Genomic DNA, 16,618 nt, shown 5'->3' with positions numbered 1-16,618 from the left:
CCCACCATTATTTCACCACCTTCATTGCGCCATCCTCATTTTTATCCTTGCGCTCGATATCCAGATATTTCCATTCCTGATGCAGGATGGGATGCCGTTTATACCCGAGCACGGCTGGTTGCGCCAGCATGCTGCGGTAGCGCGTGTAGGCCGGCATGGCCGCTGCCTGCACTTCCAGCTGGCGCGCCATCTGGCGGTACAGGGCATCGCGCTGCGGTCCCGGCGGTAGTGCCCGGCTGGCTTCGAACCAGCGGTCGTACTGCGCGTCCTGGTAGCAGCCATTGTTATTCTGATGGATATTCTTACCGTAGAACAGCTGCATGAAATTATCGCCGTCCGGATAATCGGCCATCCACTGATAGGTGCGGCTTTGCAGCTGGCATAGCTGCTCGGCCTGCTGGATGTCACTGAAGATCATGCGCTGGCTTTCCATCCGTATGCCCAGCCGGGTATAAGTCTTGCGCCACAGTTCGGCCATCTGCAGCCCGGCCGCTTCGCTGCGCGAGGTATAGTGCAGCACCAGCGGTTTGCCATCGGGCAGGGTGCGCCAGCCGTCGGCACCCTTGCGGTAGCCGTAGCGGTCCAGCAGTTGGTTGGCCAGCACGGGATCGTATTGCAGCAGGCTGCGGTAGGCCGGATCGTGGCCGGCCACGCCGGGCGGCACCGGCATGGCCAGACGCTCGGCCTCGCCATTGAGCAGCAGACGGATTTCTTCGTCCACGTCATGCGCCATGGCGATGGCGCGGCGCAAGGCGATCTTTTCTTTGCTGAACCCGCCCACCACGGGATCCTGCATATTCCAGTAGTAATAGGTCAGCACGGGATCGACGATGCGCTGCAGCTGTATGCCCTGCGCCGCCAGTTCGGGCCGCAGCTTGCCGTCGAGGATGGCGCGCGGGGCCAGCGGCCCGTCCAGCCAGAACAGGTCGGTCGCGCCGCTGGTGAAAGATAGCCAGCGCGACTGGTCTTCCAGCTGCACGCTGATATCGATGCGCGCTATTTGGGGAATTTTCTTGCCCTGCATCTGGCGCACGATGCGGGCATCGGCCGCGCTGCCGTCGGCGCTGGCGGCATAATCCCAGCGCTCGTCGCGATAGCCCGGGTTGGCATCGAGCACGATACGGCTGCCGCGCACCCACTTGCCCAACTGGTAGGCGCCGGTGCCGACCGGATGGCTGGCCACCTCGCCCTTGGCGTCGCCATAGCGCTGCACCACTTCGCGTGCCACGGCAGCCAGCGGTTCATAGGCCAGTATCATGCCCAGGCTGGGATCGGGCCGGGTCAGGTGCAGACGCAGAGTGTAGCGGTCCAGCTGCTCGAAACCGGCCACGGCGGCATCGTAATCCATGCGGCCACGCTGCCTGGCTTCGGCTGCCAGCGCGTCGAGTCCGACGATGCGCCCTTCCAGCAGCCAGCTATTCGGCGAAGCCAGTTGCGGATCGAACAGGCGCTTCCATGAGTACAGGTAGTCGGCCACCGTCAGTTCGCGCCGCTGGCCGCCGAAGGCCGGATCGGGTGTGAAATAAATGCCGGGCTTGAGCCGGATCAGTACACTGAGGCCGTCGGCCGAGACTTGCGGCAGCGCTGCCGCCGTCTGCGCCGCCAGCCGCACGGGCCGGGCCAGATAGTCATAGGTGTACAGAGTTTCGAAGATGGCTTCGGTGATATGGCCGGTGTACAGGTCGCGCCCCTGGGCCGGATCCAGGCTGGCTTCGGCCGCCGGCAGGATGTAGCGCAAAGTCTTCACGGGCGCTGCCGCCATGGCGGCACCAGCCCAGCAGCAAGCCCAAACGACGGCTACCACACGGGCCAGCGAACGGGGACCCAGCATATTTCTCCTCGGACAACTCGAACAGGTGCTGGAACGATACCTTACTTTGGCGCCGCCAGACAGCATCTGTTTGAAGCAGCCCGAACGGACCGGCCCGGCGGCGCATCAAACAGGCTGATCGCACTGTTTCCCATGGGAATTTCTACTGTCGCGTAAAAGTAACACACCCAATAACTTTACATTTGTATCATAAATTTTGCACCGCACCAAAATAGTGCATCATTGACGCCTACCACCATATTTTCCCTGCCAATTTGACTTTCACTCAATCTTTCGCGAAGCAAGTTTGCCCCACGCACCAAATTAGAGCGATTTCTCACCATTTTTGTGCGCATTATTGCCGTATATTCAATGATGCCTTCTTAATATCTGGATGCAAGTAGTTGCATTGACAGCACTACGAGCGACTGTTCAGATGGGTCATGGACGAAAGAAGCAGGCTGTCTTTCGCCGCCAGGTGCTTACCCCACCGATATAAAAAAACACATTCACACCCGTTTTAAATTGGGAGCAAACATAATGATGGTTGAAACTGTATTGTCCCGCTCTGTACGCCTGATTTGCGCCAGTGGTCTGGCCTTCGGCATGCACGCGGCAGTTGCACAGACCAGCGCCGACGCACCTATCCAGCGCGTCGAAATTACCGGCTCGAGCATCAAGCGCATCAGCGCTGAAGGCGCACTGCCGGTGCAAACCCTGTCGAAACTGCAGATCGAACAGAGCGGCGCCACCACCGTGGCCGATCTGGTCGCTTCGCTGCCTTCGATGCAGGGCTTCACCACCTCGTCGATGTCGGTCAACGGCGGCGGCGGCGGTCTGCAGACGGCCTCGATCCACGCTATCGGCGAAGGCTACACTCTGGTGCTGCTGAACGGCCGTCGTCTGGCCCCGGCAACTTCCGGTTCGACCGTCAATCTGGCCAGCATTCCGCTGGCCGCCGTTGAGCGCGTAGAAATTCTGACCGACGGCGCCAACACCCTGTACGGTTCGGACGCGATTGCCGGCGTGGTCAACTTCATCCTGAAGAAAAACCAGACCGACGCCATCATCGAAGGCACTTACAACACTCCGCAGAAGAGCAATTCCGGCTCGAGCAGCAACATCGCCATCTCCAAAGGCTGGGGCGATCTGGAAACCGACGGCTACAACATCCTGCTGTCCGCTTCGCATGACGAAAGCAAGGCCATGTATGCGAGCGAGCGTAGTTTCTCCAAGAGCGGCGTGATTCCGTTCTGGGACAATGGCAAACAGTACAATCTGTACCAGCTCAGCTCGAACTCGATTCCGGGCAACGCCACGGTTAAATACAAGACCGCAGCCGGCGTCGCCACCAGCAAATCGTTCGGTCCTGATTTCCTCGCGAGCGGCAAGTGCAACGGCCCTAACCTGTTCAACGTGGGTAACCGCTGCCTGTTCGATTACGCCGCTACGGTGGAAGACGTACCTGGCCTGAAACGTAATTCCGGCTTCGGCTCGCTGAACCTGAAAATCAACAAGGACACCAACTTCTTCGCTGAAGCACTGGCCTCGTCGTTCAGCAACACCGCACAGTACGCGCCACCAGCCCAGCCACTGGGCATTCCGGTCGGCAGCGCCCTGTACAAGAAATCCATCCTGCCTTACCTGTCGCGTCTGGGCATCGATCCTAACTCGGTCACCAGCGTGACCATGAACCTGCGTCTGGCCGATGCGGGCGGCCGTGCCGACGAATACAAAACCGAAGCACGCCACCTGGCCTTCGGCGTCGACGGTTCGTTCAAAGGCATCGACTACCGCGCAGCCTACACCCACTCGGAAAACACCCAGACCGATACGGCAGCAGGCGGCTACATGAGTCTGAACGCCTTCGACGCGCTGGTCGCTTCCGGCAAGTTCGATCCGTTTGCGGCACCGGGCAACTCGAAAGATGTGCTGGCACCAGCCGTGCTGCACAACCAGTTCAGCGAAACCAAGTCCAAGATCGATATGTTCCAGGTCAGCGGTTCGACCGAACTGTTCAACATGCCTGCCGGCGTAGCCCAGCTGGCTGTGGGCGCCGACTACACCAAGCAGAAGTATTCGGAAGCGCCGGATGCCTACTCGCAAGGCCAGAACGTGCAGCAGCCTGACTTCACCGACGCCATCGTTGGTGGCGGTGCCGGTGCGCTGCCGATCGATGCCCACCGTACCAACTGGGGTACTTATGCCGAGCTGCTGCTGCCACTGGCCAAGCGCATGGACCTGACCATGTCGACCCGTTACGACGATTTCAGCGCCGTGACCAACGACAAGAACTTCGACACCGCCGGCAACCTGATCGCTCCGGGCAAACAGGGTGAATCGGCCAGCAAAGCCACCTACAAACTGGCGCTGCGCTGGAATCCTATGGACTCGCTGCTGGTACGCGGCTCCTACGGCACCGGCTTCAAGGCTCCGACCCTGACCAACATCGTCAAACCACTGGTAAACGGCGGTTCCTCGCAGTTCCACGCCTGCCCGATCACCTCGGCCACGGATCCACGCTTCCCACTGTGCAACCCGGGTTCGTCGGAATACAACCTGCTGACTGGCGGTAATGCGGCCACCGGCGCTGGCGCGCTGAAACCGGAAGAGTCGAAACAGTTCACCTTGGGCTTCCGTCTGGAACCTATCCCTGCGCTGTCGATCGGCTTCGATCTGTGGGACGTGAAACTGACCAACCAGATCCAGACTCTGTCGGAAGATGTGGTGTTCAATAATCCTAAGGTCTACGACAGCCTGCTGCGCAGCTACTACGACCCTATCCAGAAACAGAACGTGCTGGCCGCCGCGCTGACGCCGTTCAATCTGGCCAGCTCGCACTACCAGGGTATCGACTGGGATCACACCTATAAAACTTCGACCGCTTTCGGTAAGCTGAACGTGCAATGGACTGGTACCTTCATGTCCAAAGCCGAGCAGGATACCCCGGGCACAGGTCTGGAGAAAAACATCGGCCGCTTCAACTCCTACTCGGAAGTTACCTTCCGCTGGGTTTCCAAGCTGACCGCTTCGCTGAAAACCAGCGACAAGTTCACCCACGCGATCACGGCTAACTACCACTCCGGCTACACCGACCAGGTGTACACCGAAGACGACAGCGTTGTGAACGTGCTGAACTCCGATGGTAGCCAGGGTGACACCGTGGCCTTCAAACGCCGCGTATCGTCCTACACCACCATCGACTGGCAGACCAAAATGGCCTTCAGCAAGAAGTTCACGCTGACTGCCGGTGTGAAGAACCTGTTCGACATCGATCCGCCATTCACCATCCGCAACGCCGGTGGTGGTAACCAGTCCGGTTACGACGGTCGTTATGCTGATCCGCTGGGTCGTCAGATCTATCTGGTTGGTAACTACAAGTTCTAATGCCTGCTAGTGCCTGAGTTCGCTCAGGTGCTCGCCTCGCCCGCCCGCGCAAGCCGGCGGGCTTTTTTTATGGCCTCAAGCCCCCCCTCCCGCATGGGGCAAGTGTGGCGTAGATGTGACGCCGGCCTGTGCGGCTTTAGGCACGCAGTGCCGCGCATGCTGCAAAAAAAACCACAGCGACGCCAAAGATTGCCTTCTTTTTATTAAAAAAACAATGTTATAAAAAGCGAAGTCAAGCCCGCGCCAAATTTGTGCGTTTTCTGGCCTGTAAAGCCAGGCTGCTTGTCTAAGCGCAGTACAGCATCATCAATTTGTTTCAGAAATGTTTTCATATTGACAGCGCTCTCTCGCCAATGCTCTGATGAAAAAGAGAAGAACTCGCATTTCTTCTCGAATGTCATGACTTTGTTTCATCAAACTGGGAGATTCATAATGATGGTAGAAACTGTATTGGCGCGTTCCGTGCGCCTGATCTGCGCCGGTGGTCTGGCGCTGGGCATGCACGCGGCCTGGGCGCAGACCAGCGCTGAACCGGAGCACATTGCACGTGTAGAAATTACCGGTTCCTCGATCAAGCGCATCGCCAAGGAAGGCTCGCTGCCCGTGCAGACGCTGACACGCGCCGATATCGAGCAAAGCGGTGCCAACAACGTGGCCGATCTGGTGGCCCAACTACCCTCCATGCAAGGCTTTATTACCTCCTCGACTTCCGTCAACGGCGGCGGCAACGGTGTGCAGACGGCCTCCATCCACGCGATCGGCACCCAGTACACGCTGGTGCTGCTGAATGGCCGCCGCATGGCGCCGTATGGCACGGGCAGCGCCGTCAATCTGGCCAGCATCCCGCTGTCCGCCGTCGACCGCGTGGAAATTCTGACCGATGGTGCATCCACGCTGTACGGCTCGGACGCGATTGCCGGCGTGGTCAACTTCATCCTGAAGAAGAATAATCAGGATCTGTCCATCGAAGGTACTTTCGACGCACCACAAAAATCCGGCGGCCGCAGCAGCAACATCTCGATCACCAAAGGCTGGGGCGATCTGGAAAATGACGGCTACAACGTGCTGCTGGCCTACAGCCACGACCAGCAGAAAGAACTGAACGCCAAGCAGCGCGATTTCGCCAAGACGGGCGCCCATCCGTTCACGCACAACGGCAAGAAGTATGTGACCTGGCAGACCAGTATCAACTCTACCCCTGCCAACGTGGAAGTGGTCACGGCCAATGACGACGTGGTACTGAACACGGACCTGCTCAACAAGGGTTCCTGCACCCAGGCCAATACTTTCTCGCGCAATGGCGCTTGCCGCTTCGACTATCCGGCCACCGTGCAACTGCTGCCGGAACTCAAGCGCGATAGCGTATTCGCTTCGGGCAAAATGAAACTGGGCAGCGACACCACGCTGTTCGGCGAACTGGTGCTGTCCAAATTCACCAACACGGCGCGCTATGCGCCAGCCGCCCAGCCACTGACGGTGTTCAGCACCGATCCCGTATCGGGCGTCAAAACCGTCAATCCGAACTACATCGGCGCTTACAACAAATCCATCGTGCCGCTGCTGGCTGGCCAGAAGATCAATCCGGCCGATGTGACGGATGCACTGTTCAACTACCGCGGTGCCGATGCGGGTGGCCGTACCGATGAATACCGTACCGACGCCACCCACTTCGTGCTGGGTGCCGACAGCAATATCGCAGGCTGGGATGTGGGTGTGGCGTATACCCATTCGCAGAACAAGCAGACCGACGAAGCGCTGGCCGGCTATATGAGCGGCGACAAATTCGAAGAACTGGTGCGCACGGGCGCCTACAATCCGTTTGTGTCCACCGACGGTGCGGCAGCGATTCTGGCCCCGGCCGTGCTGCGCCAGCAGCTCGACGTGATCAAATCGAAAATCGACGTGATCGGTGCCCACGCCTCGCGCGAAGTATTCACGCTGCCCGGCGGTCCCGCTGCACTGGGTCTGGGTGCGGACTTCACCAAGCAAAGCTACACCGATACGCCAGCCAAGATTGCGCAGGGCCCCGGCCCCGGCAATCCCGGCTGGACCGACGTGGAAATCGGCGGCGGCACGGGCGCCCAGGCACTCGACGCGACGCGCAATAACTGGGGTGCTTTCGCCGAGCTGCTGATGCCTATCGCCAGCAATTTCGAAGCCACTACGGCGGTGCGCTACGACAGCTATGCGGCCGTCAGCAAGCATAACAACAGCTACGACTCCAACGGCAAGCTGGCACCGTCCGGCAAGGTGGGCGAAGATGTGGCCAAAGCTACCTACAAGCTGTCGGCACGCTACACGCCGACCCAGCAACTGCTGCTGCGCGGTTCCTATGGCACCGGCTTCAAGGCGCCGACCATGAACAACATTGCCGACCCGCTCAAAAATGCCGGTTCGTCGAATGCCTTCCCTTGCCCGGTCAAAGCGCCTGATCCGCGCGCCGTGTACTGCCGTCCGGGCTCGTCCGAATACGGCCTGCTCGACGTCGGCAATCCGGCTACCGGCGCAGGTGCCCTCAAAGCGGAAGAGTCCAAGCAGGCCACGCTGGGCTTCCGTCTGGAGCCGAGCAGCATGCTGTCCTTCGGTCTGGACCTGTGGGACGTCAAACTGAAGAACCAGATCCGCACCTTCTCGCAGGATCAGCTGTACACCAACCCGGTACTGGCCAACCAGTACATCGCCGTGTACGCCGACCCTATCCAGAAGAGCAATGTGCTGGTGGCCATCCGCAAACCGCTGAACCTGGCTTCCTCGCACTTCCAGGGTCTGGACTGGGATACCACCTTCCGCAGCGATACGCCGGTAGGCCGCGCCAGCATCAACTGGACCGGTACCTATATGCTCAAAGCGGAACAGGAAACCCCGGGCGTGGGCGTGGAGAAAAGCATAGGCCGCTTCAACTCGTATGACGATGTGGTGTTCCGCGTGATTTCCAAAGTGGTGTTCACGCTCAAATCGTCGGACAAGCTGAGCAACTCGCTGACCGTCAACTACCGCAGCGGCTACCACGACAAGCCCCTGACGGAAGATGATGCGGCCGTGCGCGAAGTGGGCGCCGACGGCAGCATCGGCGGTGTAGTAGCGATGGAACGCGATGTGCGCTCCTACACCACGCTGGACTACCAACTGAAAGCCAACTACGTGAAGAACCTGACCCTGACGGCCGGTATCAAAAACCTGCTGAATCAGGATCCGCCTTTCTCGGTGCGTAACTCGGGCGGTGGTAATCAGGTGGGCTACGATGGTCGCTACTCCGACCCGCTGGGCCGCAGCTTCTACCTGACCGCCAACTACAAGTTCTAAGCGCGGAAAACGGACAAGGCCGCCACGCAGTTCGCTGCGTGGCGGCCTTGTTATTGGTTGATGCTGGCGGCTTATTTAGCGGCGGCTTCGGCAGCCATGGTGGCCAGACGGCGCGCACGCACAGCGGCCGCCAGATCCTGCAGCACCTGCACGCTGCTATCCCAATCGATGCAACCGTCGGTGACGGACTGGCCGTACACCAGTTCCTTGCCCGGCACCAGATCCTGACGGCCGGCTACCAGATGCGATTCCACCATCACGCCGATGATGCGCTGATCGCCGCCAGCCACCTGACGGGCGATATCGGCACATACAGGAATCTGGTTTTCCGGCTTCTTCGAGCTGTTGGCATGCGATGCATCGATCATCAGGCGCGCTGCCAGACCTTGCGCCGCGATGGCCTTGCAGGCTTCATCCACACTGGCTGCATCGTAGTTCGGGGTTTTGCCACCGCGCAGAATGATGTGGCAGTCTTCATTGCCGTTGGTCGACACGATGGCCGAATGGCCGCCCTTGGTCACGGACAGGAAGTGGTGCGGCTGCGACGCTGCCTTGATGGCTTCCACGGCGATCTTGACGTTGCCGTCCGTGCCGTTCTTGAAGCCCACCGGGCAGGACAGGCCGGAAGCCAGTTCGCGGTGTACCTGCGATTCCGTGGTACGCGCGCCGATCGCACCCCAGCTGATCAGGTCAGCGATGTACTGCGGGCTGATCACGTCCAGGTATTCGGTGCCGGCCGGCAGACCCAGTTCATTAATGTCGCGCAGCAGTTCGCGCGCCATGCGCAGGCCGTCGTTGATGCGGAAGCTGCTGTCCATGTAAGGGTCGTTGATCATGCCCTTCCAGCCCACCGTGGTGCGCGGCTTTTCGAAGTACACGCGCATGACGATTTCCAGATCGGCGCCCAGTTCCTGACGCAGCGGCGCCAGCCGGCGTGCATATTCCATCGCCGCTTTCGGGTCATGGATAGAGCATGGGCCGATCACCACCATCAGACGGTCGTCCTGACCGTGCAGAATGCGGTGCAGCGCAACGCGGGCGCTGGCCGCCGTGTGTTCCGCCGCTTCCGAGCACGCAAACTCGCGAATCAGGTGGGACGGTGGCGTCAATTCCTTCATTTCGCGAATTCGTAAATCATCGGTACGTGGCATGCTGTTCTCCAAAATATTCAAAAAGATTTAAAAGGTATTTCCAAAGCCGATTACTAAATGTCAGGGTAAAAAAAAACCGCCTCAGAGGCGGTTTTTCGGAATTTGCTGGAACTCGTTTTTGCTTCTACGTGCACCGGCCGCTACTCCACCGCCTCTGGGTTGGAATTGCTAAAGTAAAAATAGCCGGTAAAGAAAAAGCGGGTCATGTACAAGCTTCCGTTTCGGTTTCGATGCCACACTGGACATCAGGTGCAACGACTATAAACCCATAGCTTGGCACTTGGCAAGCGCTTTTTTTCTACACGGCAGGGGCCTTCGACAAAATTTTCATCGGTTCCACTGCCGCAAAGCAACTTTTACACGGTGCCGCCCACCGTCACGCCATCCAGTCGCAGCGTAGGCTGGCCCACGCCCACGGGCACGCTCTGGCCTTCCTTGCCGCACACGCCCACGCCCGGATCGAGGCGCATATCGTTGCCTATCATGGACACGCGGTTCAGCACTTCCGGACCGTTGCCGATCAGGGTAGCACCTTTCACGGGATAGGTGATCTTGCCGTTTTCGATCATATAGGCTTCGCTGGCCGAAAACACGAATTTACCGTTGGTGATGTCGACCTGGCCGCCGCCGAAGTTGACCGCGTACAGGCCGTTCTTGACCGAGGCCAGAATTTCACCGGGGTCCTTGTCGCCGCCCAGCATATAGGTGTTGGTCATGCGCGGCATGGGCAGGTGGGCAAATGATTCGCGCCGTGCATTGCCCGTCACCGGCATCTTCATCAGCCGCGCATTCATGGTGTCCTGGATATAGCCTTTCAGGATACCGTCTTCGATCAGCGTGGTGCACTGGGTAGGATTGCCTTCGTCGTCGATATTGAGCGAACCGCGGCGGTCCGGCAGCGTACCGTCATCCACCACGGTGACGCCCTTGGCCGCGACACGCTCACCGATGCGGCCCGAGAAGGTGGACGAACCTTTGCGGTTGAAATCGCCCTCGAGGCCGTGGCCTATGGCTTCGTGCAGCAGGATGCCGGGCCAGCCCGGCCCCAGTACCACCGTCATCGGGCCGGCCGGCGCGGGACGCGCATCGAGATTCACCAGCGCCGAGCTGACCGCATCGGCAGCATACTGCTCGAGCAGCGCGTCGGTGAAATAACCGTAGTCATAACGCCCGCCGCCACCGGAAGAACCGACTTCGCGCCGGCCATTCTGCTCGGCGATCACTGTCAGCGAAACGCGCACCAGCGGGCGGATATCGGCCGCCAGCACGCCATCGCTGCGCACCACCAGCACCACATCATATTCGGCCGCCAGACTGGCCATGACCTGCACGATGCGCGGGTCTTTACCGCGCGCCATCTGTTCGAGCCGCTCCAGCAGTTTGACCTTGGCAGTGGCATCGAGGGAAGCGAGCGGATCGTTCGGCAGATACAGCGAACGGCCACCGGTCGGCGTCATGGCGCTGGCCACTTTCACCTTGCCGGCACCGGCGCGCGCAATGGTGCGGGTGGCGCTGGCAGCCGACAGCAGGGCCGCTTCGGAAATATCGTCGGAATAGGCAAACGCGGTACGGTCGCCCGATACGGCGCGTACACCCACGCCCTGATCGATCGAGAAGCTGCCCGTCTTGACGATGCCCTCTTCCAGACTCCAGCCTTCGTTCTTGGTGAACTGGAAGTACAGGTCGGCATAATCGACCTTGTGGGTAAACATCGAGCCCAGCGTCTTGAGCAGCTTGGCTTCGTCCAGCCCGAACGGCGTCAGCAGAATATCGCGCGCAACGGCAAGGGTGGACAGATTCGGTTCAAATGGCTTCATGGTAGCTTCTATCTAGGTGATACGGCAGAGTACTGCGGGGTGACGCATGGTAAGGCGAATAGCTGCGATTGTAGCCCAGTGCCGCCCGTTTCACATGGTGCGGTGTTTCAGCGCGGGCAAGCTGCTGCGCACGCTGTCCATATACGCGGCATCGATCTGGCCCTGCACCACGCCCTCGCCTTCGGCCTGCACGGCCTTCACCACGCCCCACGGATCGATCAGCATGCTGTGGCCCCAGGTGCGGCGCCCATTCGGATGCTGGCCGCCCTGCGCTGCCGCCAGCACATAGCACTGGTTTTCGATGGCGCGCGCGCGCAGCAGAATTTCCCAGTGGGCCTGGCCGGTGGTGTAGGTGAACGCAGCCGGCACCACGATCAGGGCCAGCGGGCCCATGGCGCGATACAGTTCGGGGAAGCGCAGGTCGTAGCAGACCGACATACCGACCTTGCCGAACGGCGCTTCGAACACGCCGGGCGCCGTGCCGGGCACGATGGTGCGCGATTCGTCATAGCTTTCGCCCCCCTTGCTAAAGCCGAACAGGTGGATCTTGTCATAGCGGCTGACCTGCTGACCGTGCGGGTTGTACACCAGCGTGGTGTTGATGACTTTGGCCGCATCGTGCGAGGCCAGCGGCAAGGTGCCGCCTATCAGCCAGATGCCCAGTTCGCGCGCCAGGCCGGCCATGAAGTCCTGTATCGGCCCCTGCCCCAGCGGTTCGGCCACAGCCACCTTGTCGCTATCGTTGTGGCCCATGATGGCCCAGTATTCGGGCAGCAGCACCAACTGCGCACCGCCCGCTGCCGCTTGCGTCACGAGACGGCGCGCAGTAGCGATATTGTCCGCCACGCTGGGCGAGGAAATCATCTGGATGGCAGCTACGGTATGGCTCATGTCTACACTCGCACAAAAAAAATCAGGGGGCGCCTTTGGGCGGTGGCGGCACTTCCGTTTTGGCCGTTTCGATCTTGGTCACGACCGGCGCTTTCCACGGTCCCGTCACCTGCATATGATAAGTCAGCGCCTTCATCACGGGCGCACTCAGGAACAACTGGGCCAGGAAGCTGCCCAGCCCGATCACGGGATTGACGGCCAGCGCATACACGAGAGGCGCCGTACCGAGATTGACTTCAGGGATCACCACCACATGCAGATTGGTGGTTTCATTGGCCAGATCGGCACTGCCGTCCATCAGCACGGTGGCGGCCACGCCATGCATTTTCAGGTTATCGGTGCGCACAATGCCATGGCTGATGCCAGCGCTGGCCGTGATGCCGTCGAACGCCAGCCCTTCCGAGAACACATCATGGAAGTCCAGCTTGAGCAAGCGCGGCAAGGCTTGCAGGCTCAGCACACCGAGCAGCTTGGCCGCGCCGGGATCCTGCTTGAGGAACTGGCCTTTTTCCACATTCAGCTTGATCTGGCCCGACAAACTCGGCCAGTCGAGTGCATAAGGCAGTCCCTTCCAGCCGATTTCGCCCGACAGATTCCCCTTGCCCCCTTTTAAAGTACCGGCAAAGCCAAAGCGGTCCAGCAGCTTGCCCGCGTTGGCAATGTCCAGATCGAAAATCAGGCTGGAGTCGTGGGCGCCATCCTTGCTCACCCAAAGGCCGCTGCCCTTGAATTCGCCATCAGCATTCGACAGCAGCAGTTTGCTCACGCGCCATTCGTGCTGCGCTGCCAACTGGGCATTATTGGCCTGCAATTCCAGCCGGCCCAGCGCCTTGTTGAACAGTTCGAACCGTTCGACCACGATATCGAGTGCCGGAATAGTGGTGCTGGCCGCCTGGCTGTCGAGCAGCTCCTGCACATCCTTGGAAGCTGATTCCGGGATCACCAGCGATGACAGGCGTGCCGTCACCTTGCCCAGCCCCTGTCCGGTGGAAGGTTCGCTCCAGGTCAGATAGCCATTGGCCTGAGTGGAATCAATATTCGCCTGCCACACGGTTTTCTGCCGCCCTACACCCAGCACCACATTTTCCAGTTTGCGGTCGCCGATAATCAGTTCGTTGCTGCGCGCAGCGATGGTATCGGGCATCACGTACTGCAGCAGATCGGCGCTATCACTGGCCGCACTGGCGCCGCCATCCTTGCCGCCTATGGAATTGGCAAAGTCCAGCCAGGCATCGACATTCAGCGCACGCAGATTGACGTGATAAGCCAGGCCGCTCTCCGGTTCCGGCGCCGGCGTGGCGATGCCTATGCCGCCGCGCACCAGCTTCCACGCCTGCTTGCCCGTCTTGGCGCGCTGGTAGCGCGCCGCCATATTCCCGCCCAGACTGATGCGGATATCGTCGTGCAGGCTGCCGCTACTATCGGGCGTCAGCGCGCTGTTGAGCACAAAGCGCAGCGGCATGGCCTCGCTGGCCACTTTCCGCAGCGGCACAGGCAAGTCCACCGTCAGTCCGTTCAGGCTGGAATCGACGGCCACCGTGACCTGATGGTCGCGTGCCGTCACCGTGCCCGTGTAGCGCGTAGCGCCGGCAAAATGGCTGGCCAGCCGCTGCATGGCCGGCGAACCATATTGTTTGCGGAAGCCGTCCGCCGTCAGCGTGCCCGCCAGTTTGACGACGATGGCATTGTCGCGCTGGCTGCCGCCCGTGATGCTGACCGGGCCGCCGAGGAAGTTACCGGACAGCTGGTTCAGATTGACGCCACGTTCATTGAATTCGATCTTGCCCTGCGCTGCCTGCACGGGCGGCAGCTCGTTCATGAGCGTGATTTCATTGTTCTGCAACTGCAGCGAGCCCTGTACCTGGGCATCGATCAGATGCGCGAGCGGCAGTTGCAGCTTGAGCGCCAGCTTGGCATTGCCGCTGGCCTGGGTCTCGTCGGTAAAGTTGGATATCCATTCCAGCACAGGGCTGCTGGCTACGTACTTGAGAAATTCTTGCATGGGGCCCGCCGCATTGCCATCGATTTCCAGCAAGGCGTTATGGGCATCCAGATTCGCTACCACGGCTTTCACACCGCTCAGCGCCACCCCGCCCGTGGTGGCCGTGTCGCCGCGGATTTCCATGCGCGCGCGATCGAATACGAAACTGCCTTTGATATGCTCGGCCTGCGGCCACAACGGCAGCGGCTTGCCATCCTTGCCGAGGTCCTTGCCATCATGCAGATACTGGCCCGGCGCGTAATTAAGCTTGCCTTCCGTGAGTTTGCCCGCCACGCGGAATTCACCGCGGTTACGCTCGGCGCCAGTCTCGCCATGGAAAGGGAAATGCGCGAGGTCGCCGCGCAGGCGCAGATTCACATCGCTGGCCACGCCACCTTCGAGCGCGCCCGTCAGCCAGGCGCGCAGATCATGCGGAGTCTGGATCGGCAGATAGCTATCGATGCGGTTGATCTGGAAGTTATTCAGCGTGCCGCTAAAGTCCACCGTGCCCAGGCCCTTGCCGGCCAGCGGCATGCGGTGGCTGCCCTGCAGCGTACCGCTCATGCCCTGCTGCAGAAAGTCCATGCTATCGATCTGGAACAGCAGCATCTCGTCGCGCTCGAAGCTCCAGCGCGCTTTCAGATTCAGGTGTTCAAACGGCATCGACGGGCTGCTGAAATAATCCGGCATGTGTAGCACCAGCTGCTGCGAATTCAGGCTGAAGCTGCCGCCTTTTTCCGTGGCATCGATCGCCCCGCTCAGGTTCTCGAAGCCGGGGATGGCCGGCATGGCGGCAATGGCCGGCGTGCGCGCCGTCTTGGCCTGGCCGGGCCGGGGCGGCTGCGGTTTCAGGCCCAGCCCCACCAGATCGCCCTTGATGCGATAGGCTTGCAGGGCCGGATAGGCGCCGCGCCATTCGGCGGAAAAATTCTTCAGCAGGCCGCGCGGTGCGAAATCGGCCAGCAACTGGCGCTGATGCTCGCTCAACGGCAAACGCTCGGCCAGACCGGCCATGCTCTGCAAATCCAGCTGGGCCGCGCTGATGGTGGTCTGTTCCGGCTTCGGCCCGCTGGCCGCCACATAGCGCTCCGACAGCGAAGTGGGCGCCATCACAAAACCATCGCTGGTGGTCAGGCTTAGCTGGCTCAGTTCCACCGCATGACCGAGCGCGCCGAACGGCACGCTGCCCGCGCCCTTGGCGCCTTTGACCACCAGCGGCAGCACATTCGGCAATTCTTCCCGTGCAGCGATGCGGCCGCTGAGCTGGCGCAAGTCCAGCACGGGCAACTCCTTGCCCAGCACGGCCGACACATTCTGCAGCCCCAGATCGGCCGTGAAGCCCGTCAGGCGCGACTGGTCTATGCCCAGCCAGGCGCGCAGCGAACCGCCGCCGCTATGCAGCTCGAACGGGAAGTCCAGCCATGGCTTCCACGTCAGCAGATCGGTATTGCGGATATCGGCATACAGCTCGCCCTTCCACATGGACAGATTCGACACGCGCGCGCCAAACGCCGGATGGCTGAAATCGGCGCGCACATCGAGCGGCGCGGCCAGCGCGGCAGGCGGCGTGGCGCGCACGGCCAATTGGTGGCGCAGCCACTGGTTGCGCAGCACCACATGCACGCCGTCCAGCGCCAGCAAAGGCGCCTGGCGTTGCTGGTCCAGCCATTGCACGCGCCCTTCGCGGATCACGATTTCGCGCTGCGCCAGCAGCCAGTCGGCGCCCTTGCCGTCGCTGGGCTTGTTCAGATCAAGCAGCATGCCGGCCACGTACAGCCGGCCCTGTGCATCACGCAACACACTCAGATCGGGCCGCACCAGCTCGAGCGATTCGAAACGCACGCTGGCCGACACCGCGCTCCACCACGACAGCGTGGCCGACACACTGGGCAGGCTCAGGGCCGGACGGCCGGCGCTATCGTGCAGCACCACGTCACCCAGGAACAGATTCGGGCGCAGCCCGTGCCACGAGGCATACACCCGGTCTATGCTCACGGCATTGCCGACGGCGCGGCTGGCCAGGCGCTCGATATCGCCTTTGTAATGGTCGATATTCGGCAGCACGGCATAGCGCAGCGTGAGGAACAGGATGGCAAAGGCGAAATACAGCAGCAACGCCAGCTTCACGGTGAAGCCCAGCACGTGGTGGCTAGCCAGATTGCAAAAACGGTAGAACGCCGTCAGCCGGTGCCAGCGCGTGGCGATATAGCCCTCGCCATCCGGCTGGCCGGGCGGGGTCGCGCTCACGTTCTGGTCATCTCGTTTTTGCATCAATCTG

8 protein-coding genes are annotated in these 16,618 nt (G+C 60.8%); 2 read left to right on the top strand and 6 right to left on the bottom strand.

From position 1 onward, the window contains the following. Window positions 1–7 precede the first annotated feature (7 nt). Window positions 8–1,831: an ABC transporter substrate-binding protein gene (locus GM655_RS09850; protein ID WP_155434496.1), complete on the bottom strand. Its 1,824-nt coding sequence runs from the start codon at window positions 1,829–1,831 to the stop codon at window positions 8–10. 537 nt (window positions 1,832–2,368) lie between these two features. Here GM655_RS09850 and GM655_RS09845 point away from each other — a divergent pair. Beyond that, on the top strand, window positions 2,369–5,197 hold the full coding sequence (locus tag GM655_RS09845) for a TonB-dependent receptor domain-containing protein (RefSeq protein WP_229632495.1): 2,829 nt from the start codon (window positions 2,369–2,371) through the stop codon (window positions 5,195–5,197). A gap of 203 nt (window positions 5,198–5,400) precedes the next feature. Here the strand turns inward: GM655_RS09845 and GM655_RS09840 are convergent, their stop codons facing one another. After that, window positions 5,401–5,598 carry a hypothetical protein gene (locus GM655_RS09840; protein WP_155434494.1) on the bottom strand — a complete coding sequence of 66 codons (198 nt, stop codon included), beginning with the start codon at window positions 5,596–5,598 and terminating at the stop codon, window positions 5,401–5,403. Between the two features lie 31 nt (window positions 5,599–5,629). Here GM655_RS09840 and GM655_RS09835 point away from each other — a divergent pair, with 31 nt between their 5' ends. Next, window positions 5,630–8,500 carry a TonB-dependent receptor domain-containing protein gene (locus GM655_RS09835; RefSeq protein ID WP_155434493.1) on the top strand — a complete coding sequence of 957 codons (2,871 nt, stop codon included), beginning with the start codon at window positions 5,630–5,632 and terminating at the stop codon, window positions 8,498–8,500. 71 nt (window positions 8,501–8,571) lie between these two features. Here GM655_RS09835 and aroG read toward each other — a convergent pair whose 3' ends face one another. The 4 genes from aroG to GM655_RS09815 form a co-directional block, all read right to left on the bottom strand. Continuing rightward, window positions 8,572–9,651: a 3-deoxy-7-phosphoheptulonate synthase AroG gene (gene aroG, locus GM655_RS09830; protein WP_155434492.1), complete on the bottom strand. Its 1,080-nt coding sequence runs from the start codon at window positions 9,649–9,651 to the stop codon at window positions 8,572–8,574. Window positions 9,652–10,007: 356 nt separating this feature from the next. Further along, the gene (gene tldD, locus GM655_RS09825) at window positions 10,008–11,468 is read right to left on the bottom strand and encodes a metalloprotease TldD (protein ID WP_155434491.1); all 1,461 of its coding nucleotides are present in this window, start codon (window positions 11,466–11,468) and stop codon (window positions 10,008–10,010) included. Window positions 11,469–11,558: 90 nt separating this feature from the next. After that, on the bottom strand, window positions 11,559–12,359 hold the full coding sequence (locus GM655_RS09820; protein ID WP_155434490.1) for a carbon-nitrogen hydrolase family protein: 801 nt from the start codon (window positions 12,357–12,359) through the stop codon (window positions 11,559–11,561). A 22-nt stretch (window positions 12,360–12,381) separates the two neighbouring features. Next, entirely contained in the window at window positions 12,382–16,611 is a 4,230-nt protein-coding gene (locus tag GM655_RS09815) for a YhdP family protein (protein WP_155434489.1), read from the bottom strand. Between the last annotated feature and the right edge of the window lie 7 nt (window positions 16,612–16,618).

The sequence above is a fragment of the Pseudoduganella danionis genome, assembly GCF_009720775.1.
Taxonomy (GTDB): domain Bacteria; phylum Pseudomonadota; class Gammaproteobacteria; order Burkholderiales; family Burkholderiaceae_D; genus Rugamonas; species Rugamonas danionis.
Note: the sequence above shows the minus strand (reverse complement) of the source record. Positions and strands in the feature narration are given on the sequence as shown.